General features: G+C 35.5%; 24 protein-coding genes, 1 pseudogene and 1 other annotated feature. Of the genes and pseudogenes, 24 read left to right on the top strand and 1 reads right to left on the bottom strand.

The genetic code is table 11. The features are described 5' to 3' along the window. Window positions 1–112 precede the first annotated feature (112 nt). From cysE to tuf, 22 genes and pseudogenes are all read left to right on the top strand, one after another. Window positions 113–742: a serine O-acetyltransferase gene (gene cysE / locus JX000_RS10750; RefSeq protein WP_171970107.1), complete on the top strand. Its 630-nt coding sequence runs from the start codon at window positions 113–115 to the stop codon at window positions 740–742. Beyond that, window positions 726–2,126, top strand: coding sequence for a cysteine--tRNA ligase (gene cysS, locus JX000_RS10745; protein WP_206140697.1), 1,401 nt, complete (start codon window positions 726–728; stop codon window positions 2,124–2,126). The genes cysE and cysS overlap by 17 nt, the downstream gene beginning before the upstream one ends. Before the next feature lies 1 nt (window position 2,127). Beyond that, entirely contained in the window at window positions 2,128–2,517 is a 390-nt protein-coding gene (locus JX000_RS10740; protein WP_037552091.1) for a Mini-ribonuclease 3, read from the top strand. A gap of 4 nt (window positions 2,518–2,521) precedes the next feature. Beyond that, the gene (gene rlmB / locus JX000_RS10735) at window positions 2,522–3,268 is read left to right on the top strand and encodes a 23S rRNA (guanosine(2251)-2'-O)-methyltransferase RlmB (protein WP_206140696.1); all 747 of its coding nucleotides are present in this window, start codon (window positions 2,522–2,524) and stop codon (window positions 3,266–3,268) included. Further along, entirely contained in the window at window positions 3,268–3,795 is a 528-nt protein-coding gene (locus tag JX000_RS10730; RefSeq protein WP_002451208.1) for an NYN domain-containing protein, read from the top strand. Before rlmB ends, JX000_RS10730 begins: the two co-directional genes overlap by 1 nt. Window positions 3,796–3,865: 70 nt before the next feature. Continuing rightward, window positions 3,866–4,072 carry a hypothetical protein gene (locus JX000_RS12190; protein WP_002451209.1) on the top strand — a complete coding sequence of 69 codons (207 nt, stop codon included), beginning with the start codon at window positions 3,866–3,868 and terminating at the stop codon, window positions 4,070–4,072. A 12-nt stretch (window positions 4,073–4,084) separates the two neighbouring features. Beyond that, window positions 4,085–4,450: pseudogene (locus tag JX000_RS12185) on the top strand (sigma-70 family RNA polymerase sigma factor); the annotation flags it as partial. 124 nt (window positions 4,451–4,574) lie between these two features. After that, window positions 4,575–4,718 (top strand): 50S ribosomal protein L33, encoded by a 144-nt coding sequence (rpmG, locus tag JX000_RS10720; protein WP_002451211.1) that lies wholly within the window; start codon window positions 4,575–4,577, stop codon window positions 4,716–4,718. Between the two features lie 51 nt (window positions 4,719–4,769). After that, complete coding sequence (gene secE, locus JX000_RS10715; RefSeq protein ID WP_002451212.1) at window positions 4,770–4,952, top strand: preprotein translocase subunit SecE; 183 nt, start codon at window positions 4,770–4,772, stop codon at window positions 4,950–4,952. Window positions 4,953–4,962: 10 nt separating this feature from the next. Further along, window positions 4,963–5,511 carry a transcription termination/antitermination protein NusG gene (nusG, locus tag JX000_RS10710; protein ID WP_002451213.1) on the top strand — a complete coding sequence of 183 codons (549 nt, stop codon included), beginning with the start codon at window positions 4,963–4,965 and terminating at the stop codon, window positions 5,509–5,511. 180 nt (window positions 5,512–5,691) lie between these two features. Further along, the gene (gene rplK, locus JX000_RS10705) at window positions 5,692–6,114 is read left to right on the top strand and encodes a 50S ribosomal protein L11 (RefSeq protein WP_002451214.1); all 423 of its coding nucleotides are present in this window, start codon (window positions 5,692–5,694) and stop codon (window positions 6,112–6,114) included. Window positions 6,115–6,330: 216 nt separating this feature from the next. After that, on the top strand, window positions 6,331–7,026 hold the full coding sequence (gene rplA / locus JX000_RS10700; RefSeq protein WP_002451215.1) for a 50S ribosomal protein L1: 696 nt from the start codon (window positions 6,331–6,333) through the stop codon (window positions 7,024–7,026). Window positions 7,027–7,373: 347 nt separating this feature from the next. Continuing rightward, window positions 7,374–7,519: a sequence feature (ribosomal protein L10 leader region), on the top strand. A gap of 39 nt (window positions 7,520–7,558) precedes the next feature. Then, window positions 7,559–8,059: a 50S ribosomal protein L10 gene (gene rplJ, locus JX000_RS10695; RefSeq protein WP_002451216.1), complete on the top strand. Its 501-nt coding sequence runs from the start codon at window positions 7,559–7,561 to the stop codon at window positions 8,057–8,059. 39 nt (window positions 8,060–8,098) lie between these two features. Next, on the top strand, window positions 8,099–8,467 hold the full coding sequence (gene rplL / locus JX000_RS10690; protein WP_002451217.1) for a 50S ribosomal protein L7/L12: 369 nt from the start codon (window positions 8,099–8,101) through the stop codon (window positions 8,465–8,467). A 158-nt stretch (window positions 8,468–8,625) separates the two neighbouring features. Beyond that, a complete protein-coding gene (locus JX000_RS10685) occupies window positions 8,626–9,234 on the top strand; it encodes a class I SAM-dependent methyltransferase (RefSeq protein ID WP_002451218.1) in 609 nt (202 codons plus the stop codon). A 217-nt stretch (window positions 9,235–9,451) separates the two neighbouring features. Beyond that, window positions 9,452–13,003: a DNA-directed RNA polymerase subunit beta gene (gene rpoB, locus JX000_RS10680; RefSeq protein WP_002451219.1), complete on the top strand. Its 3,552-nt coding sequence runs from the start codon at window positions 9,452–9,454 to the stop codon at window positions 13,001–13,003. A gap of 162 nt (window positions 13,004–13,165) precedes the next feature. Beyond that, entirely contained in the window at window positions 13,166–16,762 is a 3,597-nt protein-coding gene (gene rpoC / locus JX000_RS10675; protein ID WP_206141009.1) for a DNA-directed RNA polymerase subunit beta', read from the top strand. Window positions 16,763–16,910: 148 nt separating this feature from the next. Then, window positions 16,911–17,171 carry a ribosomal L7Ae/L30e/S12e/Gadd45 family protein gene (locus JX000_RS10670; protein WP_002451221.1) on the top strand — a complete coding sequence of 87 codons (261 nt, stop codon included), beginning with the start codon at window positions 16,911–16,913 and terminating at the stop codon, window positions 17,169–17,171. Window positions 17,172–17,260: 89 nt separating this feature from the next. Further along, window positions 17,261–17,674 (top strand): 30S ribosomal protein S12, encoded by a 414-nt coding sequence (gene rpsL / locus JX000_RS10665; RefSeq protein ID WP_002451222.1) that lies wholly within the window; start codon window positions 17,261–17,263, stop codon window positions 17,672–17,674. Between the two features lie 71 nt (window positions 17,675–17,745). Beyond that, the gene (gene rpsG, locus JX000_RS10660) at window positions 17,746–18,216 is read left to right on the top strand and encodes a 30S ribosomal protein S7 (protein ID WP_002451223.1); all 471 of its coding nucleotides are present in this window, start codon (window positions 17,746–17,748) and stop codon (window positions 18,214–18,216) included. A gap of 119 nt (window positions 18,217–18,335) precedes the next feature. After that, window positions 18,336–20,417 carry an elongation factor G gene (gene fusA / locus JX000_RS10655; RefSeq protein ID WP_002451224.1) on the top strand — a complete coding sequence of 694 codons (2,082 nt, stop codon included), beginning with the start codon at window positions 18,336–18,338 and terminating at the stop codon, window positions 20,415–20,417. Between the two features lie 231 nt (window positions 20,418–20,648). Then, entirely contained in the window at window positions 20,649–21,833 is a 1,185-nt protein-coding gene (gene tuf / locus JX000_RS10650; RefSeq protein ID WP_002451225.1) for an elongation factor Tu, read from the top strand. Between the two features lie 170 nt (window positions 21,834–22,003). Here the strand turns inward: tuf and JX000_RS10645 are convergent, their stop codons facing one another. Continuing rightward, window positions 22,004–23,170: a M20 family metallopeptidase gene (locus JX000_RS10645; protein ID WP_002451226.1), complete on the bottom strand. Its 1,167-nt coding sequence runs from the start codon at window positions 23,168–23,170 to the stop codon at window positions 22,004–22,006. A 170-nt stretch (window positions 23,171–23,340) separates the two neighbouring features. On the opposite strand from JX000_RS10645, the gene JX000_RS10640 reads away from it, so the two are divergent. Next, window positions 23,341–24,528 (top strand): glycine C-acetyltransferase, encoded by a 1,188-nt coding sequence (locus JX000_RS10640; protein ID WP_002451227.1) that lies wholly within the window; start codon window positions 23,341–23,343, stop codon window positions 24,526–24,528. A 67-nt stretch (window positions 24,529–24,595) separates the two neighbouring features. Beyond that, window positions 24,596–25,102, top strand: a complete 507-nt coding sequence (locus JX000_RS10635) for a GNAT family N-acetyltransferase (RefSeq protein WP_002451228.1) — start codon at window positions 24,596–24,598, stop codon at window positions 25,100–25,102. Window positions 25,103–25,137: the final 35 nt, after the last annotated feature.

Below are 25,137 nucleotides of genomic sequence, written 5' to 3'. Positions count from 1 at the left end.
ATGCGCCTCTAACCCAAAAGTTAGAGGTGCATTTTTTATTTTATTCAAATATACAAATTAAAGAACTAATATTAGTTGTAAAGCTAAGGGGGAGAATGTTTTGTTAAGAAGAATGAGAGACGATATAAAAATGGTGTTTGAACAGGATCCAGCGGCACGCTCAACTATTGAAGTTGTTACAACATATGCAGGATTACATGCGGTATGGAGTCATTTGATTGCGCATAAATTATATAATAATCAGCGTTATGTAGCTGCCAGAGCTATTTCACAAATATCAAGATTTTTTACAGGTATTGAAATTCATCCTGGAGCTAAAATTGGTAAACGTTTATTTATCGACCATGGTATGGGCGTAGTGATTGGTGAAACGTGCACGATTGGGGATAATGTAACGATATATCAAGGTGTAACTTTAGGTGGGACTGGTAAAGAAAAAGGTAAAAGACATCCAGATATCGGGGATAATGTCCTTATCGCAGCTGGGTCAAAGGTTTTAGGCAATATTCAAATTAGTTCTAACGTAAATATAGGTGCGAATTCAGTAGTGTTACAATCAGTACCAAGTTATTCTACAGTTGTAGGTATACCTGGCCATATTGTAAAACAAGATGGTAAACGTATTGGTAAAACATTCGATCATCGTAATTTACCTGATCCATTATTTGAACAAATTAAACACTTAGAAAGACAACTTGAAAAAACAAGAAACGGAGAGATTCAAGATGATTACATTATATAATACGTTAACACGTCAAAAAGAAACATTTGAACCAATAGAACCAGGTAAAGTTAAAATGTATGTTTGTGGTCCAACCGTGTATAACTATATTCATATTGGGAATGCTAGACCGGCGATAAATTATGACGTTGTGCGTAGATATTTTGAATATAAAGGTTATGAAGTGGTATATGTATCCAACTTTACAGATGTCGACGACAAATTAATCAAACGTTCAAAAGAATTAAACGAAAGTGTTCCTGAAATTGCAGATAAATATATTAAGGCATTCTATGAGGACGTAGGTGCACTGAATGTTAAAAAAGCAACATCAAATCCAAGAGTTATGAATCATATGGATGAGATTATTGATTTCATCAAAAAATTAGTGGATGAAGGATATGCTTATGAAAGTAATGGCGATGTCTATTTCAGAACTCGTCAATTTAAAGACTATGGTAAATTAAGTCACCAATCAATTGATGATTTAAAAGTAGGTGCACGTATTGAAGCTGGCGATCAGAAGGAAGATGCACTTGATTTCACTTTATGGAAAAAGGCTAAGCCAGGTGAAATTAGTTGGGAAAGTCCATTTGGAGAAGGTCGTCCAGGTTGGCATATAGAATGTTCAGTTATGGCATTTCATGAACTAGGCCCAACTATTGATATTCATGCAGGTGGATCAGATTTACAATTTCCTCACCATGAAAATGAAATTGCACAATCTGAAGCACATAACCATGCACCATTTGCTAACTATTGGATGCATAATGGCTTTATCAATATTGATAATGAAAAAATGAGTAAGTCATTAGGTAACTTTATTTTAGTACATGATATTATCAAAGAAATTGACCCAGATGTATTAAGATTCTTTATGATTAGTGTTCATTATCGTAGCCCAATCAACTATAATTTAGAACTTGTGAGCGCTGCTAAAAGTGGGCTTGAACGTATTAGAAATAGTTACCAACTTATCGAAGAAAGAGAAGCTATCGCGACAGATATAGATAATCAGGAAGAATATATCAATCAAATTGATCAAATTTTAGAAAACTTTGAAACAGTAATGGATGACGACTTTAACACTGCTAATGCAGTAACAGCATGGTATGATTTGGCTAAATCAGCGAATCGATATGTTTTAGAAAACGTAACATCTACAAACGTAATTGCTAAATTTAAAGAAGTATATCAAATATTCAGTGATGTCTTAGGAGTCCCGCTAAAAGGAAACCAACAAGATGATCTATTGGACGAAGAAATTGAAAAATTGATAGAAGAGCGAAATGAAGCTCGCAAAAATAAAGACTTCGCACGTGCTGATGAAATTAGAGATCATTTAAAAGAACAAAATATTATTTTAGAAGATACACCTCAAGGTGTTAGATTTAAACGTGGATAATATGAATATTAAATTACTGAACCCGTTAACATTAGCCTATATGGGAGATGCCGTTTTAGATCAACATGTTCGAGAATATATCGTACTCAAATTACGAAGTAAACCCAATCGATTACATCAAATGTCTAAGTTATATGTGTCAGCGAAAAGCCAAGCACAGACACTTGAAACACTTATTGGTGAGGCATGGTTTACTGAAGAAGAAATGGATATATTAAAAAGAGGGCGCAATGCCAAAAGTTATACTAAAGCTAAAAATACAGACGTTCAAACGTATCGTAAAAGTTCTGCATTAGAAGCGGTAATTGGCTTTTTGTATCTAGAACATAGAGAAGAACGATTGAAAGCATTACTAAATAAAATCATAGAAATAGTTAACGAGAGGTCGTGAGTACGTGGAAGATATAGTCATTGTTGGTAGACATGCAGTAAAGGAAGCCATTATTTCAAGTCATTCTATAAATAAAATTTTGATTCAAGACGGTATAAAAAAACAACAAATTAACGATATTTTAAAAAATGCAAAAGATCAAAAACTAATAGTACAAACAGTACCAAAATCCAAATTAGATTTCTTATCAACTGCACCTCATCAGGGTGTAGCAGCATTAGTAGCACCATATGAATATGCAGATTTTGATCAATTTTTAAAGCAACAAAAAGAAAAAGATGGTTTATCTACGGTTATCATACTAGATGGATTAGAAGATCCTCATAATCTCGGATCAATCTTAAGAACGGCTGACGCATCAGGTGTTGATGGCGTGATTATTCCTAAACGTCGTTCTGTTTCATTAACTCAAACGGTTGCTAAAGCATCTACAGGTGCAATTCAACATGTGCCAGTGATTAGAGTAACAAACTTAGCCAAAACCATTGATGAATTAAAAAGCAACGGTTTTTGGGTCGCTGGTACAGAAGCGAATAACGCAACAGATTATAGAGACTTAGAAGCTGATATGTCATTAGCAATTGTAATTGGTAGTGAAGGGCAAGGTATGAGTAGATTAGTAAGTGATAAATGTGATTTTTATATTAAAATTCCTATGGTCGGTCATGTGAATAGTTTAAATGCATCTGTTGCTGCTAGTTTAATGATGTATGAGGTATTCCGTAAAAGACACTCGAACGGAAATAAATAATGAAAGAACGTTATTTAATAATTGATGGGTATAACATGATTGGCCAATCACCAACGTTAAGTAAAATTGCCAAGGAAAACTTAGAAGAGGCGAGAGAACAACTCATTGATGCGATTGCAAACTATAATGCTGTTATTGCCGATGAAATTGTTTGTGTCTTTGATGCTTACGAACAATCCGGCATAGAAAGAGAATATATGTACCATGGCGTGAAAACACTATTTACTAAAGAAAAGGAAACGGCAGATAGTTTTATTGAACGATATGTGTATGAATTATACGATAAACATACAACGCATATTACAGTTGTGACGAGTGATATGAGCGAACAACATGCTATTTTTGGTTCAGGCGCTTATCGCGTATCTTCAAGAGAAATGTGGAGAGATTTGAGAGAAAATCAAATAACGGTGAGTAAATCCCTCGAAGATATTACAGAAACAAAGCCAAGAACTCGAATTCCGCTATCAGAAGACATACTTGCAGAATTTGAAAAAATACGAAGAGGAAACCACAAAAAAGACTGATTTTGCAACATTGTTATTTAGAAAGTGTTTCATATAAAATAGCCTTAAAATTTTGAAAGGCAACTATGGTATGACACAAAAGAATAACAACATAAAACAGCAATCAGTATTATTATCAAAGTCACAAAAAATAGATTTAGAATTAAAAGCTATCCTTCAACAATTCAATTCTTTTATTGTGGGTAGAATTAATTACATTTCTCAAAATGATTTTGAAAAAGACGACCTCTATCAAGAAGTACTCATCAAACTATATCTAGCACTTAAACGCCAATAGTTTCAATATGATGATTCGTTTATAAAATATATATCGCGCCTCATCAAACCAGTGAAATGTGATTACTATCGACGGTATTATACTCAACAAAAGCGGTTTACGAATGTAGTGAATGATGCTGTGGTTGAATATCAAACGAATTTGCCTGACCATGATCGAGTTGAAAAAGAAATCTTAACATGTGAAGCAATCAAACTATTAAATGATGCGTGTGAGAAATTAACTAAACAAGAACGAGAAGTATTTGAGTTATATAGTAAAGGTTATAAACCAAAAGAAATTGTACGTTTACTAAATATAAAAGACAAAGTAGTTTACAATGCGATACAACGTTGTAAAATGAAAATAAGACATCATTTAGAATATAGATTAAAATAATAGTGTAGTGTGACGACAATCTGTTCCCACTAATACTTACTGTGATAGTCATATATCAGTTTGACATTCGTATTTAGATTTATGTATAGTAGACTGGTATATTAATGAGTAAAGGTGAATGAAAGTGAAAAAAGTACCCTTGAATTGTGAAGAGTGTGGCAATAGAAATTATCATGTACCCAAAAAAGAAGGTTCAGCAGAACGATTGACCCTTAAGAAATACTGTTCAAGATGCAATGCTCATACAGTACATAAAGAATCAAAATAAACAATAATCAAATGTTTAATGGCTATTGTTAAAGATTTGGAGGTTTTATTAGTGGCTAAAAAAGAAAGCTTTTTTCAAGGTGTAAAATCAGAAATGGAAAAGACAAGTTGGCCAACTAAAGAAGAATTGTTTAAATATACTGTTATAGTAGTATCAACAGTAATATTCTTCTTAGTCTTTTTCTATGCCTTAGATTTAGGAATTACAGCATTGAAAAATTTATTAATAGGTTAGGAGTGGCGACATGTCTGAAGAAGTAGGCGCAAAGCGTTGGTATGCAGTGCATACATACTCAGGATATGAAAATAAAGTTAAAAAGAATCTTGAAAAAAGAGTAGAATCAATGAATATGACAGAACAAATCTTTAGAGTTGTCATACCTGAAGAAGAAGAAACACAAGTTAAAGATGGTAAAGCAAAAAAACTTGTGAAGAAAACATTCCCTGGTTATGTGCTAGTTGAACTTGTAATGACAGATGAGTCATGGTACGTAGTAAGAAATACACCAGGTGTGACTGGATTTGTCGGTTCAGCTGGAGCTGGTTCAAAACCTAACCCATTACTACCAGAAGAAGTTCGCTTTATTCTTAAACAAATGGGATTAAAAGAAAAAACAATCGATGTCGAGTTAGATGTTGGAGAACAAGTACGCATTAAATCTGGACCATTCGCAAACCAAGTTGGAGAAGTTCAAGAGATTGAAGCGGAAAAATTCAAATTAACTGTTTTAGTTGACATGTTTGGACGTGAAACACCAGTAGAAGTAGAATTTGATCAAATCGAAAAATTATAGTGAGATGCTTTAACGTTTTTAAATGTAAAAGTTGAAATTTTACTATTGCTTTTTGAAATAAAAAAGTGTTAAAATAATGTGGTCGCGCTTTTAGAGCGTTCATTTCGTCACGAAATGTTAAGAGTGGGAGGGCAAAACTGAGCCCTGTGACCACATCACGATATCAAGGAGGTGCACATCGTGGCTAAAAAAGTAGAAAAAGTAGTTAAATTACAAATTCCTGCAGGTAAAGCAAACCCAGCACCACCAGTTGGTCCAGCATTAGGTCAAGCAGGTGTGAATATTATGGGATTCTGTAAAGAGTTCAATGCACGTACTCAAGAACAAGCAGGTTTAATCATTCCGGTAGAAATTAGTGTATATGAAGACCGTTCATTTACATTCATTACAAAAACTCCACCGGCTCCAGTACTACTTAAAAAAGCAGCTGGCGTTGAAAAAGGTTCAGGCGAACCTAACAAAAACAAAGTTGCTTCAGTAACTAAAGATCAAGTACGTGAAATTGCTAACAGCAAAATGCAAGACTTAAATGCTGCTGACGAAGAAGCAGCTATGCGTATTATCGAAGGTACTGCTCGTAGTATGGGAATCACTGTAGAATAATAAGCAATCAAATTTAATTTGAAATGAACTGATTTAGACGATAAAAGCAGGTAACAGAATAGGTAAACAATCCATATTGTCTATGACATCTTATTACACTTTGGTCTCTGTGGCTAATTTGATTAAGACACTATCTGTTATCTGCTCTTAACTTGTGGCTAACACAAGTAAATGTGGGAGGAAATTCCGCTAAAACCACTAAAGGAGGAACAATAAATGGCTAAAAAAGGTAAAAAGTATCAAGAAGCAGCTAATAAAGTTGACCGTACTCAATACTATAGTGTTGAAGAAGCAATCAAATTAGCTAAAGAAACAAGCATTGCTAACTTTGACGCATCAGTTGAAGTTGCATTCCGTTTAGGAATTGATACACGTAAAAATGACCAACAAATCCGTGGTGCAGTTGTACTACCAAACGGAACTGGTAAATCACAACGTGTATTAGTATTCGCAAAAGGTGACAAAATCACTGAAGCTGAAGAAGCAGGCGCAGATTACGTAGGTGAATCTGATTACGTACAAAAAATCCAACAAGGTTGGTTCGACTTTGACGTAGTAGTTGCTACTCCAGACATGATGGGCGAAGTTGGTAAACTTGGTCGTGTATTAGGACCTAAAGGTTTAATGCCAAACCCTAAAACTGGTACTGTAACTATGGATGTTAAAAAAGCTGTTGAAGAAATCAAAGCTGGTAAAGTTGAATACCGTGCTGAAAAAGCTGGTATCGTACATGCTTCTATCGGTAAAGTTTCATTTAGCGATGAAAAATTAGTTGAAAACTTCAAAGCCTTACAAGATGTATTAGCAAAAGCTAAACCATCTTCATCTAAAGGTACTTACTTCAAATCTGTTGCTGTTACAACAACAATGGGTCCTGGAGTTAAAGTTGATACTGCTTCATTCAAACTATAATTTAAATATATTTAAATTACATCAAGCCTAGGACAATGAATGTTCTAGGCTTGATTTTTGAAAGAGAAAATTGACGATTTTTATAAACGTTGTATTTTAATTGTATTTAAGTAAACAATATGCAGTCAGCATCTGAGTTATTCGATTTCAAAATATAATTGGATCCTGATCATATTGGCTTGACTAAGGGATCAAACATATCAGAATTACTCAGAGAAACGTTAAGTATTAAAATGCAAAGGAATAGGAACGCCTGAGCAAAAGCTCATGCATAAGAAACTCTAAGCATTAAAATGCAAAGAGTTTCTAAAAATATATTGACATATTACAATTAAACGGTTATATTAATTATTGTGATTATTTTACCTAAGACAGTAGGAGTTATTTGATAACTTAAAAACCGATCCTGCCGAGGCTAAAATTGACTTGAACGTGACCATTAAACTTTCAAGCACTTTTTGCCGTGGGTAGAAAGTGCTTTTTTTATTAATCTTAAAAAAAGCACCGAAAAATACTAAATGGAGGTGTCTGAATGTCTGCTATCATTGAAGCTAAAAAACAATTAGTTGATACTATTGCTGATCAACTTAAAAACTCAGTTTCAACAGTGATCGTTGACTACCGTGGATTAACAGTAGCTGAAGTTACTGAATTACGTAAACAATTACGTGAAGCTGGTGTTGAGTATAAAGTATACAAAAACACAATGGTACGTCGCGCAGCTGAAAAAGCTGGAATCGAAGGCTTAGATGAATTCTTAACAGGTCCAACTGCTATTGCAACTTCAACTGAAGATGTTGTAGCTCCAGCAAAAGTTATTGCAGGATTTGCTAAAGAACATGAAGCTTTAGAAGTTAAATCAGGCGTTATGGAAGGAAATGTTATTTCAGCAGAAGAAGTTAAAACTGTTGGTTCATTACCTTCACACGACGGTCTTGTATCTATGCTTTTATCTGTATTACAAGCTCCAGTACGCAACTTCGCTTATGCGGTTAAAGCTGTTGGAGAACAAAAAGAAGAAAGCGCTGAATAATTGCGCATAAAAAATTAAAAATAACGGAGGAATTATAAAATGGCTAATCAAGAACAAATCATTGAAGCAATTAAAGAAATGTCAGTTTTAGAATTAAACGATTTAGTAAAAGCAATTGAAGAAGAATTTGGTGTAACTGCAGCAGCTCCAGTAGCAGCAGCAGGTGCAGCTGGCGGCGGAGAAGCAGCAGCTGAAAAAACTGAATTTGATGTTGAATTAACTTCAGCTGGATCTTCAAAAATCAAAGTTGTTAAAGCTGTTAAAGAAGCAACTGGCTTAGGATTAAAAGATGCTAAAGAATTAGTAGACGGAGCTCCTAAAGTAATCAAAGAAGCTATGCCTAAAGAAGACGCTGAAAAACTTAAAGAACAATTAGAAGAAGTTGGAGCTACTGTAGAATTAAAATAGTTCTAGTTTCCTAACTAAATAATATGGTTATCGATTTTGAATCGTAGCCACATTCTTTGAGAAGTTAAAAACCCCGTTATCGCGATAACGGGGTTTTTAATTCATTTATAGCTAAATTTATAATGATAGGAATGCAAAAGACTAATAGAGGTGAAGACATGAGTCATTACTACGACGAAAATCCGGATGTAAAAAGTGATGAAAAGCATATTACTTATGAATGTTATCAACATTCTATTAATTTAATAACAGATAATGGTGTATTTTCTAGAGATAAAGTAGATTTTGGATCAGATTTACTAATCCAATCATTCTTGAAGGCAAATCCTCCTGGACCAAGTAAAACGATTGCAGATGTAGGTTGTGGATATGGGCCGATTGGGTTGATGATCGCCAAAGTATCACCGCACCACCAGATTACAATGTTAGACGTCAATCGTAGAGCATTAGAATTAGCTAAAAAGAATAAAAAGAAAAATCATATTGAAAATGCGGATATTTTTGAAAGTGATGGTATGACTCAGGTTGATGATAACCAATTTGATTTTGTATTAACAAATCCGCCAATCAGAGCGGGTAAAGCTGTCGTTCATCGTATTTTTGAAGAAGCGTATCAAAAACTGAAAAGCAATGGCGAATTATATGTTGTTATTCAAAAAAAGCAAGGTATGCCTTCGGCTAAAAAGAAAATGGATGAATTATTTAACAATGTGGAAGTTGTGAATAAAAGTAAAGGATACTATATATTGAAAAGCGTAAAAGCTTGATTTAAAAGTATTATTCTGATATAGTTATAAAATGTAAAAATTTATGTTCAATAAGTGTGTACTTTTACGCAAAAACAAATAAGTAAATCAAGATAAATATAGAATAGAAAATGGTGTCATCTGAAGTGTTGCCGTTTTCTTTTTGTCTTTAAATCTTGTGATACTCTTTGTTTTATTAGTAAAAGCAACCCACACAATTTTTGAGGGGTGAATCTGTTTGGCAGGTCAAGTTGTCCAATATGGAAGACATCGTAAACGTAGAAACTACGCGAGAATTTCAGAAGTATTAGAATTACCGAACTTAATAGAAATTCAAACAAAATCTTACGATTGGTTCCTTAAAGAAGGTTTATTAGAAATGTTTAGAGACATTTCTCCGATTGAAGATTTCACAGGAAACCTATCTTTAGAATTTGTAGATTATAGATTAGGTGAACCAAAATACGACTTAGAAGAATCAAAAAACCGTGACGCTACTTATGCTGCACCTCTTCGTGTAAAAGTACGTCTTATTATTAAAGAAACTGGCGAAGTGAAAGAGCAAGAAGTATTTATGGGTGATTTCCCATTAATGACTGATACAGGTACCTTTGTTATTAATGGTGCAGAACGTGTTATCGTATCACAATTAGTACGTTCACCATCCGTATATTTCAATGAAAAAATTGATAAAAACGGACGTGAGAACTACGATGCAACTATTATTCCTAACCGTGGTGCATGGTTAGAATATGAAACTGATGCTAAAGATGTAGTTTATGTACGTATTGATAGAACTCGTAAATTACCATTAACTGTATTATTAAGAGCATTAGGTTTTTCTAGTGACCAAGAAATCGTTGATTTACTTGGCGACAGTGAATACCTACGCAATACACTTGAAAAAGATGGTACTGAAAATACTGAACAAGCATTATTAGAAATTTATGAGCGTTTACGCCCTGGCGAACCACCAACAGTTGAAAATGCTAAAAGTTTATTATATTCACGTTTCTTCGATCCAAAACGTTATGACTTAGCAAGCGTTGGTCGTTATAAAGCAAATAAAAAACTTCACTTAAAACACCGTTTATTCAATCAAAAATTAGCAGAACCAATTGTTAATAGTGAAACAGGTGAAATAGTTGTTGAAGAAGGAACAGTCCTTGATCGTCGTAAGTTAGACGAAATCATGGATGTATTAGAAGCAAATGCTAATAGTGAAGTGTTCGAGTTAGAAGGAACAGTTATTGATGAACCAGTTGAAATTCAATCAATTAAAGTATATGTTCCAAATGATGATGAAGGTCGTACAACTACAGTAATTGGTAATGCTTTACCAGATTCTGAAGTTAAATGTATTACACCAGCTGATATTATTGCTTCAATGAGTTATTTCTTTAACTTATTAAGTGGTATTGGTTATACAGACGATATTGATCATTTAGGTAATCGTCGTTTACGTTCAGTAGGCGAACTATTACAAAACCAATTCCGTATTGGTTTATCAAGAATGGAACGTGTGGTACGTGAAAGAATGTCTATTCAAGACACTGACTCAATCACACCACAACAATTAATCAATATCCGTCCCGTTATTGCATCAATTAAAGAATTCTTTGGTAGTTCTCAATTATCACAATTCATGGACCAAGCTAACCCATTAGCAGAGTTGACACATAAACGTCGTCTATCTGCTTTAGGACCTGGTGGTTTAACACGTGAACGTGCTCAAATGGAAGTGCGTGACGTACACTATTCACACTATGGTCGTATGTGTCCGATTGAAACACCAGAGGGTCCAAACATTGGATTAATCAACTCATTGTCTAGTTATGCACGTGTAAACGAATTTGGTTTCATTGAAACACCATACCGTAAAGTGGATTTAGACACTAATGCGATAACAGACCAAATCGATTATTTAACTGCTGACGAAGAAGATAGTTATGTTGTTGCCCAAGCGAACTCACGTTTAGATGAAAACGGACGTTTCTTAGACGATGAAGTAGTTTGTCGTTTCCGTGGTAATAACACAGTGATGGCTAAAGAAAAAATGGATTACATGGACGTTTCACCTAAGCAGGTTGTTTCAGCCGCTACAGCTTGTATTCCATTCTTAGAAAACGATGACTCTAACCGTGCATTGATGGGTGCGAACATGCAACGTCAAGCAGTACCATTGATGAACCCTGAAGCGCCATTCGTTGGTACAGGTATGGAGCATGTTGCTGCGCGTGACTCAGGTGCAGCTATTACAGCTAACCACAGAGGTCGTGTAGAGCATGTTGAATCTAATGAAATCTTAGTACGTCGTTTAGTAGAACAAGATGGTCAAGAGTATGAAGGTGAATTAGATCGCTATCCATTAGCGAAATTCAAACGTTCAAACTCAGGTACTTGTTACAACCAACGCCCAATTGTTGCTACAGGTGACATTGTTGAATACAACGAAATTTTAGCCGACGGTCCTTCAATGGAATTAGGTGAAATGGCATTAGGCCGTAACGTAGTTGTAGGATTCATGACATGGGATGGTTATAACTACGAGGATGCTGTAATCATGAGTGAACGTCTAGTTAAAGATGACGTATACACTTCTATCCATATTGAAGAATATGAATCAGAAGCACGTGATACTAAACTAGGACCTGAAGAAATCACTCGTGACATTCCTAACGTTTCCGAAAGTGCACTTAAAAACCTAGACGAACGTGGTATTGTGTATGTCGGTGCTGAAGTTAAAGATGGAGACATCTTAGTAGGTAAAGTAACGCCTAAAGGTGTTACAGAGCTTACAGCCGAAGAAAGATTATTACATGCCATCTTTGGTGAAAAAGCACGTGAAGTACGTGATACATCATTACGCGTACCACATGGTGCTGGCGGTATTGTTCTAGATGTTAAAGTCTTCAATCGTGAAGAAGGAGACGACACATTATCACCAGGTGTTAACCAATTAGTACGTGTTTATATCGTTCAAAAACGTAAAATTCACGTCGGAGATAAAATGTGTGGTCGTCATGGTAACAAAGGTGTCATCTCAAAAATCGTTCCAGAAGAAGATATGCCATATTTACCAGATGGACGTCCAATTGACATCATGTTAAACCCACTAGGTGTACCATCACGTATGAACATCGGACAAGTTCTTGAATTACATTTAGGTATGGCTGCTAAAAACTTAGGTATCCATGTTGCATCTCCAGTATTCGATGGTGCTAATGATGATGACGTATGGTCAACTATCGAAGAAGCTGGTATGGCACGTGACGGTAAAACTGTATTATACGATGGTCGTACTGGTGAACCATTCGACAACCGTATTTCAGTTGGTGTTATGTACATGCTTAAACTTGCACACATGGTTGACGATAAATTACATGCGCGTTCAACTGGTCCATACTCATTAGTAACGCAACAACCACTAGGTGGTAAAGCACAATTTGGTGGTCAACGTTTCGGTGAGATGGAGGTATGGGCACTTGAAGCATATGGTGCTGCATACACATTACAAGAAATCTTGACTTATAAATCAGATGATACAGTAGGTCGTGTTAAAACATACGAATCTATTGTTAAAGGCGAAAATATCTCTAGACCAAGTGTTCCTGAATCATTCCGAGTATTGATGAAAGAATTACAAAGTTTAGGATTAGACGTTAAAGTGATGGATGAGCAAGATAACGAAATCGAAATGGCAGACATTGAAGATGAAGATGTAACAGAACGCAAAGTAGATTTACAACAAAAAGATGCGCCAGAATCACAAAAAGAAATTACTGATTAATATGCACTTAAGATAATTAGAATGATAGAGGTAGAGCGATTTTAAATGTCGCTCATACCTTTCTCAAATTCTATATACTATAAATGTAAATCAATCAAATAGCACAGCTAATCTAAATTGAAGGAGGTAGGCTCCTTGATTGATGTAAATAATTTCCATTATATGAAAATAGGATTAGCTTCACCTGAAAAGATTCGTTCATGGTCTTATGGTGAAGTTAAAAAGCCTGAAACAATTAACTATCGTACGTTAAAACCTGAAAAAGATGGTCTTTTCTGTGAAAGAATATTTGGACCAACTAAAGACTGGGAATGTAGTTGCGGTAAATACAAACGTGTACGCTACAAAGGCATGGTTTGTGATAGATGTGGTGTTGAAGTAACGAAGTCTAAAGTACGTCGTGAAAGAATGGGACACATCGAATTAGCAGCACCAGTATCACACATTTGGTATTTCAAAGGTATTCCAAGCCGTATGGGACTTTTATTAGATATGTCTCCAAGAGCATTGGAAGAAGTTATTTACTTTGCTTCTTATGTTGTTGTTGATCCAGGTCCAACAGGTTTAGAAAAGAAAACTTTATTATCAGAAGCAGAATTCAGAGATTATTATGATAAATATCCAGGTCAATTTGTAGCTAAAATGGGTGCTGAAGGTATCAGAGACTTATTATCTGAAATTGACTTAGATGAAGAACTAAAAATCTTACGCGATGAATTAGAATCTGCAACAGGACAAAGACTTACTCGTGCTATTAAACGTTTAGAAGTTGTTGAATCATTCCGTAACTCTGGTAATGATCCAGCATGGATGATTTTAGATGTACTTCCTATCATTCCACCTGAAATCCGTCCAATGGTTCAATTAGACGGTGGACGTTTTGCTACAAGTGACTTAAACGATTTATATAGACGTGTTATTAACCGTAATAACCGTTTGAAACGTTTATTAGATCTTGGTGCACCTGGAATCATTGTTCAAAACGAAAAACGTATGTTACAAGAAGCTGTTGATGCTTTAATCGATAATGGTCGTCGTGGCCGTCCTGTAACTGGACCAGGTAACCGTCCATTAAAATCATTGTCACATATGTTAAAAGGTAAACAAGGTCGTTTCCGTCAAAACTTACTTGGTAAACGTGTTGACTATTCAGGTCGTTCCGTTATCGCAGTAGGACCAAGTCTGAAAATGTACCAATGTGGATTACCGAAAGAAATGGCGCTTGAACTATTTAAACCTTTCGTTATGAAAGAATTAGTTCAACGTGAAATTGCAACAAATATCAAAAATTCTAAAAGTAAAATTGAACGTATGGATGACGAAGTGTGGGATGTTTTAGAAGAAGTTATCGTAGAACACCCAGTACTACTTAACCGTGCGCCTACGCTTCATAGACTAGGTATCCAAGCATTTGAACCAACTTTAGTAGAAGGTCGTGCCATCCGTTTACATCCACTTGTTACTACAGCATATAATGCTGACTTTGATGGTGACCAAATGGCGGTTCACGTTCCATTATCTAAAGAAGCTCAAGCCGAAGCACGTATGTTAATGTTAGCTGCTCAAAATATCTTAAACCCTAAAGATGGTAAACCAGTAGTTACACCATCTCAGGATATGGTATTAGGTAACTACTACTTAACACTTGAACGTACAGACGCAGTTAATACTGGTACTATCTATAATGATACAAACGAAGTATTAAAAGCTTATGCAAATGGATATGTTCACTTACACACTAGAATTGGTGTTCATGCAAGTTCATTCAATAATCCAACATTCACTGAGGAACAAAATAAGAAAATCTTAGCTACTTCAGTAGGTAAGATTATCTTTAATGAAATCATTCCTGATTCATTTGCTTATATTAATGAGCCAACTCAAACTAACCTAGAGGGTACAACACCAGATAAATACTTTGTTGACCCAACAGAATTAGGTGAAGGCGGATTAAAAGAATTCTTTGAAACTAAAGAATTAATTGAACCATTCAATAAAAAATTCTTAGGTAATATCATTGCTGAAGTATTTAATAGATTCAGTATTACTGATACATCTATGATGCTTGACCGTATGAAAGACTTAGGATTCAAATTCTCATCTAAAGCAGGTATAACTGTTGGTGTATCTGATATCGTGGTATTACCAGATAAAAAAGATATTCTAGATGAACATGAAAAATTAGTTGAACGCGTGACTAAACAATTCAATCGTGGTTTAATCACTGAAGAAGAAAGATACAACGCTGTCGTTGAAATTTGGACAGATGCTAAAGATCAAATTCAAGGTGAATTAATGCAATCACTTGAAAAAACAAACCCAATCTTCATGATGAGTGACTCTGGTGCCCGTGGTAACGCATCTAACTTTACTCAGTTAGCTGGTATGCGTGGATTAATGGCTGCTCCATCAGGAAAAATTATTGAATTACCAATCACTTCATCATTCCGTGAAGGTTTAACAGTATTAGAGTACTTCATCTCTACTCACGGTGCGCGTAAAGGTCTTGCCGATACAGCACTTAAAACAGCTGACTCAGGTTACCTTACTCGTCGTCTTGTTGACGTTGCGCAAGATGTTATTGTGCGTGAAGAAGATTGTGGTACTGACCGTGGCTTACTTGTTTCTGACATCAAAGAAGGTACAGAAATGATTGAACCATTCATTGAACGTATTGAAGGACGTTATTCAAAAGAAACAATTCGTCATCCTGAGACAGATGAAGTTATTATTCGTCCAGACGAATTAATCACTGCGGAAATCGCTAAGAAAATTACTGATGCTGGTATCGAACAAATGTATATCCGTTCAGCATTCACTTGTAATACACGTCATGGTGTATGTGAAAAATGTTATGGTAAAAACCTTGCAACAGGTGAAAAAGTTGAAGTTGGTGAAGCAGTTGGTACAATCGCTGCCCAATCAATCGGTGAACCAGGTACACAGCTTACAATGCGTACCTTCCATACAGGTGGGGTAGCCGGAAGCGATATCACTCAAGGTCTTCCACGTATCCAAGAGATCTTTGAAGCCCGTAACCCTAAAGGTCAAGCGGTAATCACTGAAATCGAAGGTGTAGTAGAAGATATTAAATTAGCGAAAGACCGTCAACAAGAAATTGTTGTTAAAGGCGAAAATGAAACTAGATCTTATCTAGCTTCAGGTACTTCTAGACTTAAAGTTGAAGTAGGACAATCAGTTGAACGTGGTGAAGTATTAACAGAAGGTTCAATCGAGCCGAAAAACTACTTATCCGTTGCTGGTTTAAATGCTACAGAAAGCTACTTATTAAAAGAAGTACAAAAAGTTTACCGTATGCAAGGTGTTGAAATTGATGATAAACACGTTGAGGTTATGGTTAGACAAATGTTACGTAAAGTACGTATCATCGAAGCAGGAGATACTAAGTTATTACCTGGTTCATTAGTTGATATTCACAACTTTACTGATGCTAACAGAGATGCATTTAAAGAACGTAAACGCCCTGCAACTGCTAAACCAGTATTGCTTGGTATTACAAAAGCTTCTCTTGAAACAGAAAGCTTCTTATCTGCAGCTTCATTCCAAGAAACAACTCGTGTTCTTACTGATGCAGCAATTAAAGGTAAACGCGATGACTTACTTGGTCTTAAAGAAAATGTTATTATTGGTAAACTTATTCCAGCTGGTACAGGTATGAGACGTTATAGTGACGTTCAATACGATAAAAATGTAGCGCCAGTTGCTAGTTCTGAAGAAGAAGTAGAAGTTACTGAATAATTGATATAATGATCAAGAGGTTAGACTTAATTCTAGCCTCTTGATTCTTATTTATTTCATAAAAACACGAATAATTATTGACTATTGTACTGTAACAATGTTAATATATTATAGGTTGATGCAAGCAGAACTTTGGAGGATATTGAACATGTCTAATGAAAAAGTTGCACGCTTTAACAAACAACAATATGTAGTTGGTCTGAAGGAAACGCTCAAAGCGTTGAATAAAGATCAAGTTACATCATTGATTATTGCTCGAGACGTAGAAGTTCATCTAATGACTCGCGTGTTAAGCCAAATCAATCAAAAAAATATACCATATACACTTTTCTCATCTAAGAAAGAATTAGGAGAATATGTAGGTATCAATGTAAATGCAACAATCGTTGCTATATTGAATGAGAATTAGTAAGTGTCTGCTTACTAAATTTTATTTAACCTTAAAATGAACCACCTGGATGTGTGGGATTAAAAAATGAAGAGAGGAGGACATATTCAATGCCAACTATTAACCAATTAGTACGTAAACCAAGACAAAGCAAATCAAAAAAATCTGATTCACCAGCTTTAAACAGAGGTTTTAACAGTAAGAAGAAACAATTCACTGAATTGAATTCTCCACAAAAACGTGGCGTATGTACTCGTGTGGGTACTATGACACCTAAAAAACCTAACTCAGCGTTACGTAAATATGCACGTGTGCGTTTATCAAACAATATTGAAATCAACGCATACATTCCTGGTATCGGCCATAACTTACAAGAACACAGTGTTGTACTTGTACGTGGTGGACGTGTAAAAGACTTACCTGGTGTGCGTTACCATATTGTACGTGGTGCACTTGATACTTCAGGTGTAGACGGACGTAGACAAGGTCGTTCATTATACGGAACTAAAAAACCTAAAAATTAATTTTTAAGATTACGTAAATTTTAAAAATAATTAATCACAATATACTATAATAGGAAGGGAGGATTTACATTATGCCTCGTAAAGGATCAGTACCTAAAAGAGACGTATTACCAGATCCAATTCATAACTCAAAATTAGTTACAAAATTAATTAACAAAATTATGTTAGATGGTAAACGCGGAACAGCTCAAAGAATTCTTTATTCAGCATTCGACCTAGTTGAAGAACGTAGTGGTCGTCAAGCTATTGAAGTATTCGAAGAAGCAATTGAAAACATTATGCCAGTATTAGAAGTTAAAGCTCGTCGTGTGGGTGGTTCAAACTACCAAGTACCTGTTGAGGTACGCCCAGAACGTCGTTCTACTTTAGGATTACGTTGGTTAGTTAACTATGCGCGTCTTCGTGGTGAAAAAACTATGGAAGAACGTTTAGCTAACGAAATCTTAGATGCAGCAAATAATACAGGTGGTGCAGTTAAGAAACGTGAGGACACTCACAAAATGGCTGAAGCTAACAAAGCATTTGCTCACTACCGTTGGTAAGATTAAAGCTTTTACCCTGAGCGTGTTCCGTATCATTGGTTTACCAATAATGGCTCATGCTTAGGGCATCGCCATATCTAAAGTACTTATTCAGTAATAACTGGAAGGAGAAAAAATACATGGCAAGAGAATTTTCTTTGAAAAATACTCGTAATATCGGTATCATGGCTCACATTGATGCTGGTAAAACTACTACGACAGAACGTATTCTTTATTACACAGGTCGTATCCACAAAATTGGTGAAACACACGAAGGTGCTTCACAAATGGACTGGATGGAACAAGAGCAAGACCGTGGTATTACTATCACATCTGCAGCAACAACTGCAGCTTGGGACGGACACCGTGTAAATATCATCGATACACCAGGACACGTAGACTTCACAGTTGAGGTTGAACGTTCATTACGTGTACTTGACGGTGCGGTTACAGTACTTGATGCTCAATCAGGTGTTGAACCACAAACTGAAACAGTTTGGCGTCAGGCTACAACATACGGCGTACCACGTATCGTTTTCATCAACAAAATGGATAAATTAGGTGCAAACTTTGAATACTCTGTAAGCACATTACATGATCGTTTACAAGCGAATGCTGCACCTATCCAATTACCTATCGGTGCTGAAGATGAATTTGAAGCTATCATTGACTTAGTTGAAATGAAATGCTTCAAATACACTAATGACTTAGGTACAGAAATTGATGAAATTGAAATTCCTGAAGATCACAAAGAAAGAGCTGAAGAAGCTCGTTCAACATTAATTGAAGCAGTAGCTGAAACTAATGATGAATTAATGGAAAAATATCTTGGTGACGAAGAAATTTCAGTAGAAGAATTAAAAAATGCAATCCGTCAAGCTACAACTGACGTAGAATTCTACCCAGTTCTTTGCGGTACTGCATTCAAAAACAAAGGTGTTCAATTAATGCTTAACGCTGTAATTGATTACCTACCATCTCCTTTAGATGTTAAACCAATCGTTGGTCACCATGCTAATGATCCTGAAGAAGAAGTAATTGCTAAACCAGACGATTCAGCTGAATTCGCTGCATTAGCATTCAAAGTTATGACTGACCCTTATGTTGGTAAATTAACTTTCTTCCGTGTTTACTCAGGTACTTTAAGCTCAGGTTCTTACGTGAAGAACTCATCTAAAGACAAACGTGAACGTGTAGGTCGTTTATTACAAATGCACGCTAACTCACGTCAAGAGATTGACACTGTTTACTCAGGCGATATCGCTGCTGCGGTAGGACTTAAAGAAACAGGTACTGGTGATACTTTATGTGGAGAGAAAAATGACATTATCTTGGAATCAATGGAATTCCCAGAGCCAGTTATCCACTTATCAGTTGAACCAAAATCTAAAGCTGACCAAGATAAAATGACTCAAGCTTTAGTTAAATTACAAGAAGAAGATCCAACTTTCCATGCACATACTGACGAAGAAACTGGACAAGTTATCATCGGTGGTATGGGTGAGTTACACTTAGACATCTTAGTTGACCGTATGAAGAAAGAATTTAACGTTGAATGTAATGTTGGTGCGCCAATGGTTTCATATCGTGAAACATTCAAGCAAGCTGCACAAGTTCAAGGTAAATTCTCTCGTCAATCTGGTGGTCGTGGTCAATACGGTGATGTTCACATTGAATTCACACCTAACGAAACAGGTGGCGGTTTCGAATTCGAAAACGCTATCGTCGGTGGTGTAGTTCCTCGTGAATACATTCCATCAGTTGAAGCTGGTCTTAAAGATGCAATGGAAAACGGTGTATTAGCTGGTTATCCATTAATTGATGTTAAAGCTAAATTATTTGATGGTTCATACCATGATGTCGATTCATCTGAAATGGCCTTCAAAATTGCTGCATCATTAGCACTTAAAGAAGCTGCTAAAAAATGTGATCCAGTTATCTTAGAACCAATGATGAAAGTAACAATCGAAATGCCTGAAGAATACATGGGTGATATCATGGGTGACGTAACTGCTCGTCGTGGACGTGTAGATGGTATGGAACCTCGTGGTAATGCACAAGTTGTAAATGCTTATGTACCACTTTCAGAAATGTTCGGTTATGCAACATCATTACGTTCAAACACTCAAGGTCGCGGTACTTACACTATGTACTTTGACCACTATGCAGAAGTTCCAAAATCAATTTCTGAAGAAATCATTAAGAAAAATAAAGGCGAATAATATAACTTGTCTTTACTAGCTATGCTAGGTTAAAATACAGGTTGAGCTTAGTTATAGGCTAATCGCTTTTATGAATTGATTTTTGTGGGTAAATGCATTATAAAGGAAATATGAATTAAGTAGTATTTCTTTTAGACACAACTTAATCAAACATCTTCTCATGATGGTGAGAAACTATCATGAGAGATAAATTTGAAAATAACTTTTATTAAGAATAGGAGAGATTTAATAATGGCAAAAGAAAAATTTGATCGCTCAAAAGAACATGCCAATATTGGTACTATCGGTCACGTTGACCATGGTAAAACAACATTAACAGCTGCTATCGCAACTGTATTAGCTAAGAACGGTGACACTGTTGCACAATCATACGACATGATTGACAACGCACCAGAAGAAAAAGAACGTGGTATTACAATCAATACTGCACACATCGAATATCAAACTGACAAACGTCACTATGCTCACGTTGACTGCCCAGGACACGCTGACTATGTTAAAAACATGATCACTGGTGCTGCGCAAATGGACGGCGGTATCTTAGTTGTATCTGCAGCTGATGGTCCAATGCCACAAACTCGTGAACACATTCTTTTATCACGTAACGTTGGTGTACCAGCTTTAGTTGTATTCTTAAACAAAGTTGATATGGTAGACGACGAAGAATTATTAGAATTAGTAGAAATGGAAGTTCGTGACTTATTATCTGAATACGACTTCCCAGGTGACGACGTACCTGTAATCGCTGGTTCAGCATTAAAAGCTTTAGAAGGCGACGAAAAATACGAAGAAAAAATCTTAGAATTAATGCAAGCAGTTGATGACTACATCCCAACTCCAGAACGTGATTCTGACAAACCATTCATGATGCCAGTTGAGGACGTATTCTCAATCACTGGTCGTGGTACTGTTGCTACAGGCCGTGTTGAACGTGGTCAAATCAAAGTTGGTGAAGAAGTTGAAATCATCGGTTTACATGACACTTCTAAAACAACTGTTACTGGTGTAGAAATGTTCCGTAAGTTATTAGACTACGCTGAAGCTGGTGACAACATCGGTGCTTTATTACGTGGTGTTGCTCGTGAAGACGTACAACGTGGTCAAGTATTAGCTGCTCCTGGTTCAATTACACCACATACAAAATTCAAAGCGGAAGTTTACGTTTTATCTAAAGACGAAGGTGGACGTCACACTCCATTCTTCAGTAACTACCGCCCACAATTCTATTTCCGTACTACTGACGTAACTGGCGTTGTTCAATTACCAGAAGGTACTGAAATGGTTATGCCTGGTGACAACGTTGAAATGACAGTAGAATTAATCGCTCCTATCGCGATTGAAGACGGTACTCGTTTCTCAATCCGTGAAGGTGGACGTACTGTAGGATCAGGCGTTGTAACTGAAATCCACGAATAATTTTATTATTCGATTTATATAAAGACCCCATTATGGGGTCTTTTTTTATTTCTATAAATACATAACTTTACCGGCGATTTATCAACAAAAAATCCACTTATTACCCTAAATAAAAGGTAATAAGTGGATTATTTATTAGTTGGACTTTGAAAATTCACAAGACCATATTTTTACAATACATTTTCAAGTTCTAAAATTTTTAAAAATTCACTGGCAGCATATTTAAATGATGATTCATCGATATCGAAATAAGGATTATGATGAGGTGCAGTAATATTTTTATCTTGATTGCCACATCCTGTTAAGAAAAATGCGCCTGGTCTGACTTTTAAATAGTGAGAGAAGTCTTCTCCAATCATCATCAAATCAGATTCATTAAAACGTAAATGCATATCATTTGCTGCTTGTTTAACAACTTCATATGCTTGTTGGTGATTATGAAGTGGTAAATAACCTTTAATGTAATTAAAGTCATAAGTGATATCATTAGCTACCGCTAAACCTTGTAATAATTTTTCCATCTTAGTTTTGATATGGTTTTGTAAATTAGTGTCAAAGGTACGTACTGTTCCTTTGCAAAACGCACTATCTGGTATCACGCTATCTGAAGAACCTGCTTGAACCATACCAAATGTTAACACCGCTTGTTTTACTGGATCGATGGTACGAGATACAATCTTCTGAGCGCTTAAAATAAATTCAGCCATGATGACGATTGGATCAATAGTTTCTTGTGGTTTAGCACCATGACCACCTTTACCTTGTATCGTGATACTAAATTCGTCAGGTGAGGCCATAATTGGTCCTGGACGAGAATAAATAGTACCTGTTGGATAACCACTCCATAGATGTGTACCGTAGATCTTATCGACGTCTTGTAAACATCCATCATTGATCATTTCTTGTGAACCACCGGGCATAATTTCTTCACCGTATTGGAAGATGAAAACAACATTACCTTTTAATAGATGACGATGTTCATTTATGATTTCTGCAACGCCTAATAATATGGCTGTATGTCCATCATGACCACACGCATGCATACACCCATCATTTTTAGATTTATAAGGTACATCGTTTAATTCTTGAACAGGTAGTGCGTCAAAGTCAGCCCTAAATGCAATGGTTGGGCCGTCAACTTTTCCTTTAAAAGTAGCTTTAATTCCATTACGACCTACTGGCGTTTGAATGTCACATGACAATTGGCTAAGTTGGTTAACGATATAGTCATGTGTTTGCTTTTCTTCAAAAGAAAGTTCAGGATATTGATGTAAATAACGACGTAATTGAATCATTCTTTTTTCTTTTTTACTAGCCAATTGAAACCAATCAAACAAAACTATCACTTCTTCCGTATTATTATGATAATTAGTATATCATTATCTAATAAGACAAAATAGTTCAAAATGAATATTTATTGTTAAAAATACAATAAGTGATAAGGCTTTCATGAAAGGCGAAATTAAGGTATTATAAAGATAAATAGAGATACAAGGGGGATATGGTTGTGGTTCAATCATTACATGATTTTTTAAATGAAAATATAAACTACTTGAAAGAGAATGGATTGTATAATGAAATCGATTCAATTGAAGGTGCAAACGGTCCAGAAATTAAAATTGATGGTAAAACGTACGTTAACTTATCATCAAATAACTATTTGGGATTAGCAACAAATGAAGATTTAAAAGAAGCTGCTAAAGCTGCCATTGATTCACATGGTGTTGGTGCAGGGGCTGTACGTTCGATAAATGGTACATTAGATTTACATGACGAATTAGAAGAAACATTAGCGAAATTTAAAGGCACAGAGGCAGCAATTGCTTATCAATCTGGTTTCAATTGTAATATGGCTGCGATTTCAGCAGTAATGAATAAAAACGATGCTATTCTTTCTGATGAACTAAATCATGCTTCTATTATAGATGGTTGTCGTTTATCTAAAGCTAAAATCATTCGTGTTAATCACTCAGATATGGATGATTTAAGAGCTAAAGCTAAAGAAGCAGTGGAATCTGGTCAATATAACAAAGTGATGTATATTACTGATGGCGTATTTAGTATGGATGGCGATGTTGCTAAACTACCAGAAATTGTTAAAATCGCAGAAGAATTTGGCTTATTAACTTACGTTGATGATGCACATGGGTCTGGTGTAATGGGCAAAGGTGCTGGTACAGTTAAACACTTTGGTTTACAAGATAAAATCGATTTCCAAATTGGTACATTATCTAAAGCAATTGGTGTTGTAGGTGGTTATGTAGCGGGTACTAAAGAACTTATTGATTGGTTAAAGGCACAATCTCGTCCATTCTTGTTCTCAACTTCATTAGCACCTGGAGATACTAAAGCCATCACAGAAGCAGTTAAAAAATTAATGGCTTCTACTGAGTTACATGATCAATTATGGGAAAATGCACAATATCTTAAAGATGGCTTAGCTAAGCTAGGATTTAACACTGGCGAGTCTGAGACACCAATTACACCTGTGATTATTGGTGATGAAAAAGATACTCAAGCATTCAGTAAACGCCTTAAAGAAGAAGGTATTTATGTTAAGTCTATCGTCTTCCCTACAGTGCCAAAAGGTACAGGTAGAGTTAGAAATATGCCTACTGCAGCACATACAAAAGAAATGTTAGATAAAGCTATAGAAGCATATGAAAAAGTTGGTAAAGAACTTAACATTATTTAATAGATTTATTCAACAAATCAAGCACTCGTATATTGCGGGTGCTTTTAAATTTAGTGGAGTGGAAGCAATGGATGAAATTCGACAACTTACATATGATGATGAAACACAATTTCTAAAATATATTAATGAATGGTACGAAAATGAAGAGAAAATTGTTCCTGGTAATACAGATTTAAAAAAATATACATCTTTTAAAGAAATGGTAGATCATATTAATAAGTCAAAGCCTAGAGAAGATTGGGTGGAAACAAGTACATCGTTTTACTTTAAAGATAATGTTATTGTAGGCGCGGTTAATATTCGCTATCAGCTGAATGAATCATTAACGCGAATAGGTGGACATGTAGGGTATGGTGTGGCACAATCACAACGTGGTAAAGGCTATGCAAAAGAAATGCTAGGTTATGCTTTAGATATATTAAAAACAAAACAAATTAAATATGTATTAATGACATGTAATCCTAAGAATTTTAGCTCTCAAAAAGTAATCAAGTATTATGGCGGCTATGAAATAGAACCCTATATCAAAAAGAATGGATCACCTGTTAAACGATACCATATTCCAATTAATTAATCATATGCACAAAAAAACATTCCCCTAAATAGGAG

It is taken from the genome of Staphylococcus sp. SB1-57 (genome assembly GCF_017086425.1).
GTDB classification, from domain to species: domain Bacteria; phylum Bacillota; class Bacilli; order Staphylococcales; family Staphylococcaceae; genus Staphylococcus; species Staphylococcus warneri_A.
Note: the sequence above shows the minus strand (reverse complement) of the source record. Positions and strands in the feature narration are given on the sequence as shown.

Excerpts from the sequence above, each read along its gene's own strand:
- cysE (WP_171970107.1), top strand. The coding sequence starts at position 113 with ATGAGAGACGATATAAAAATGGTGTTTGAACAGGATCCAGCGGCACGC.
- cysS (WP_206140697.1), top strand. The coding sequence starts at position 726 with ATGATTACATTATATAATACGTTAACACGTCAAAAAGAAACATTTGAA.
- JX000_RS10740 (WP_037552091.1), top strand. The coding sequence starts at position 2,128 with ATGAATATTAAATTACTGAACCCGTTAACATTAGCCTATATGGGAGAT.
- JX000_RS10730 (WP_002451208.1), top strand. The coding sequence starts at position 3,268 with ATGAAAGAACGTTATTTAATAATTGATGGGTATAACATGATTGGCCAA.
- JX000_RS12190 (WP_002451209.1), top strand. The coding sequence starts at position 3,866 with ATGACACAAAAGAATAACAACATAAAACAGCAATCAGTATTATTATCA.
- nusG (WP_002451213.1), top strand. The coding sequence starts at position 4,963 with ATGTCTGAAGAAGTAGGCGCAAAGCGTTGGTATGCAGTGCATACATAC.
- rplA (WP_002451215.1), top strand. The coding sequence starts at position 6,331 with ATGGCTAAAAAAGGTAAAAAGTATCAAGAAGCAGCTAATAAAGTTGAC.
- rplJ (WP_002451216.1), top strand. The coding sequence starts at position 7,559 with ATGTCTGCTATCATTGAAGCTAAAAAACAATTAGTTGATACTATTGCT.
- rplL (WP_002451217.1), top strand. The coding sequence starts at position 8,099 with ATGGCTAATCAAGAACAAATCATTGAAGCAATTAAAGAAATGTCAGTT.
- JX000_RS10685 (WP_002451218.1), top strand. The coding sequence starts at position 8,626 with ATGAGTCATTACTACGACGAAAATCCGGATGTAAAAAGTGATGAAAAG.
- rpoC (WP_206141009.1), top strand. The coding sequence starts at position 13,166 with ATGAAAATAGGATTAGCTTCACCTGAAAAGATTCGTTCATGGTCTTAT.
- JX000_RS10670 (WP_002451221.1), top strand. The coding sequence starts at position 16,911 with ATGTCTAATGAAAAAGTTGCACGCTTTAACAAACAACAATATGTAGTT.
- rpsL (WP_002451222.1), top strand. The coding sequence starts at position 17,261 with ATGCCAACTATTAACCAATTAGTACGTAAACCAAGACAAAGCAAATCA.
- rpsG (WP_002451223.1), top strand. The coding sequence starts at position 17,746 with ATGCCTCGTAAAGGATCAGTACCTAAAAGAGACGTATTACCAGATCCA.
- fusA (WP_002451224.1), top strand. The coding sequence starts at position 18,336 with ATGGCAAGAGAATTTTCTTTGAAAAATACTCGTAATATCGGTATCATG.
- tuf (WP_002451225.1), top strand. The coding sequence starts at position 20,649 with ATGGCAAAAGAAAAATTTGATCGCTCAAAAGAACATGCCAATATTGGT.
- JX000_RS10635 (WP_002451228.1), top strand. The coding sequence starts at position 24,596 with ATGGATGAAATTCGACAACTTACATATGATGATGAAACACAATTTCTA.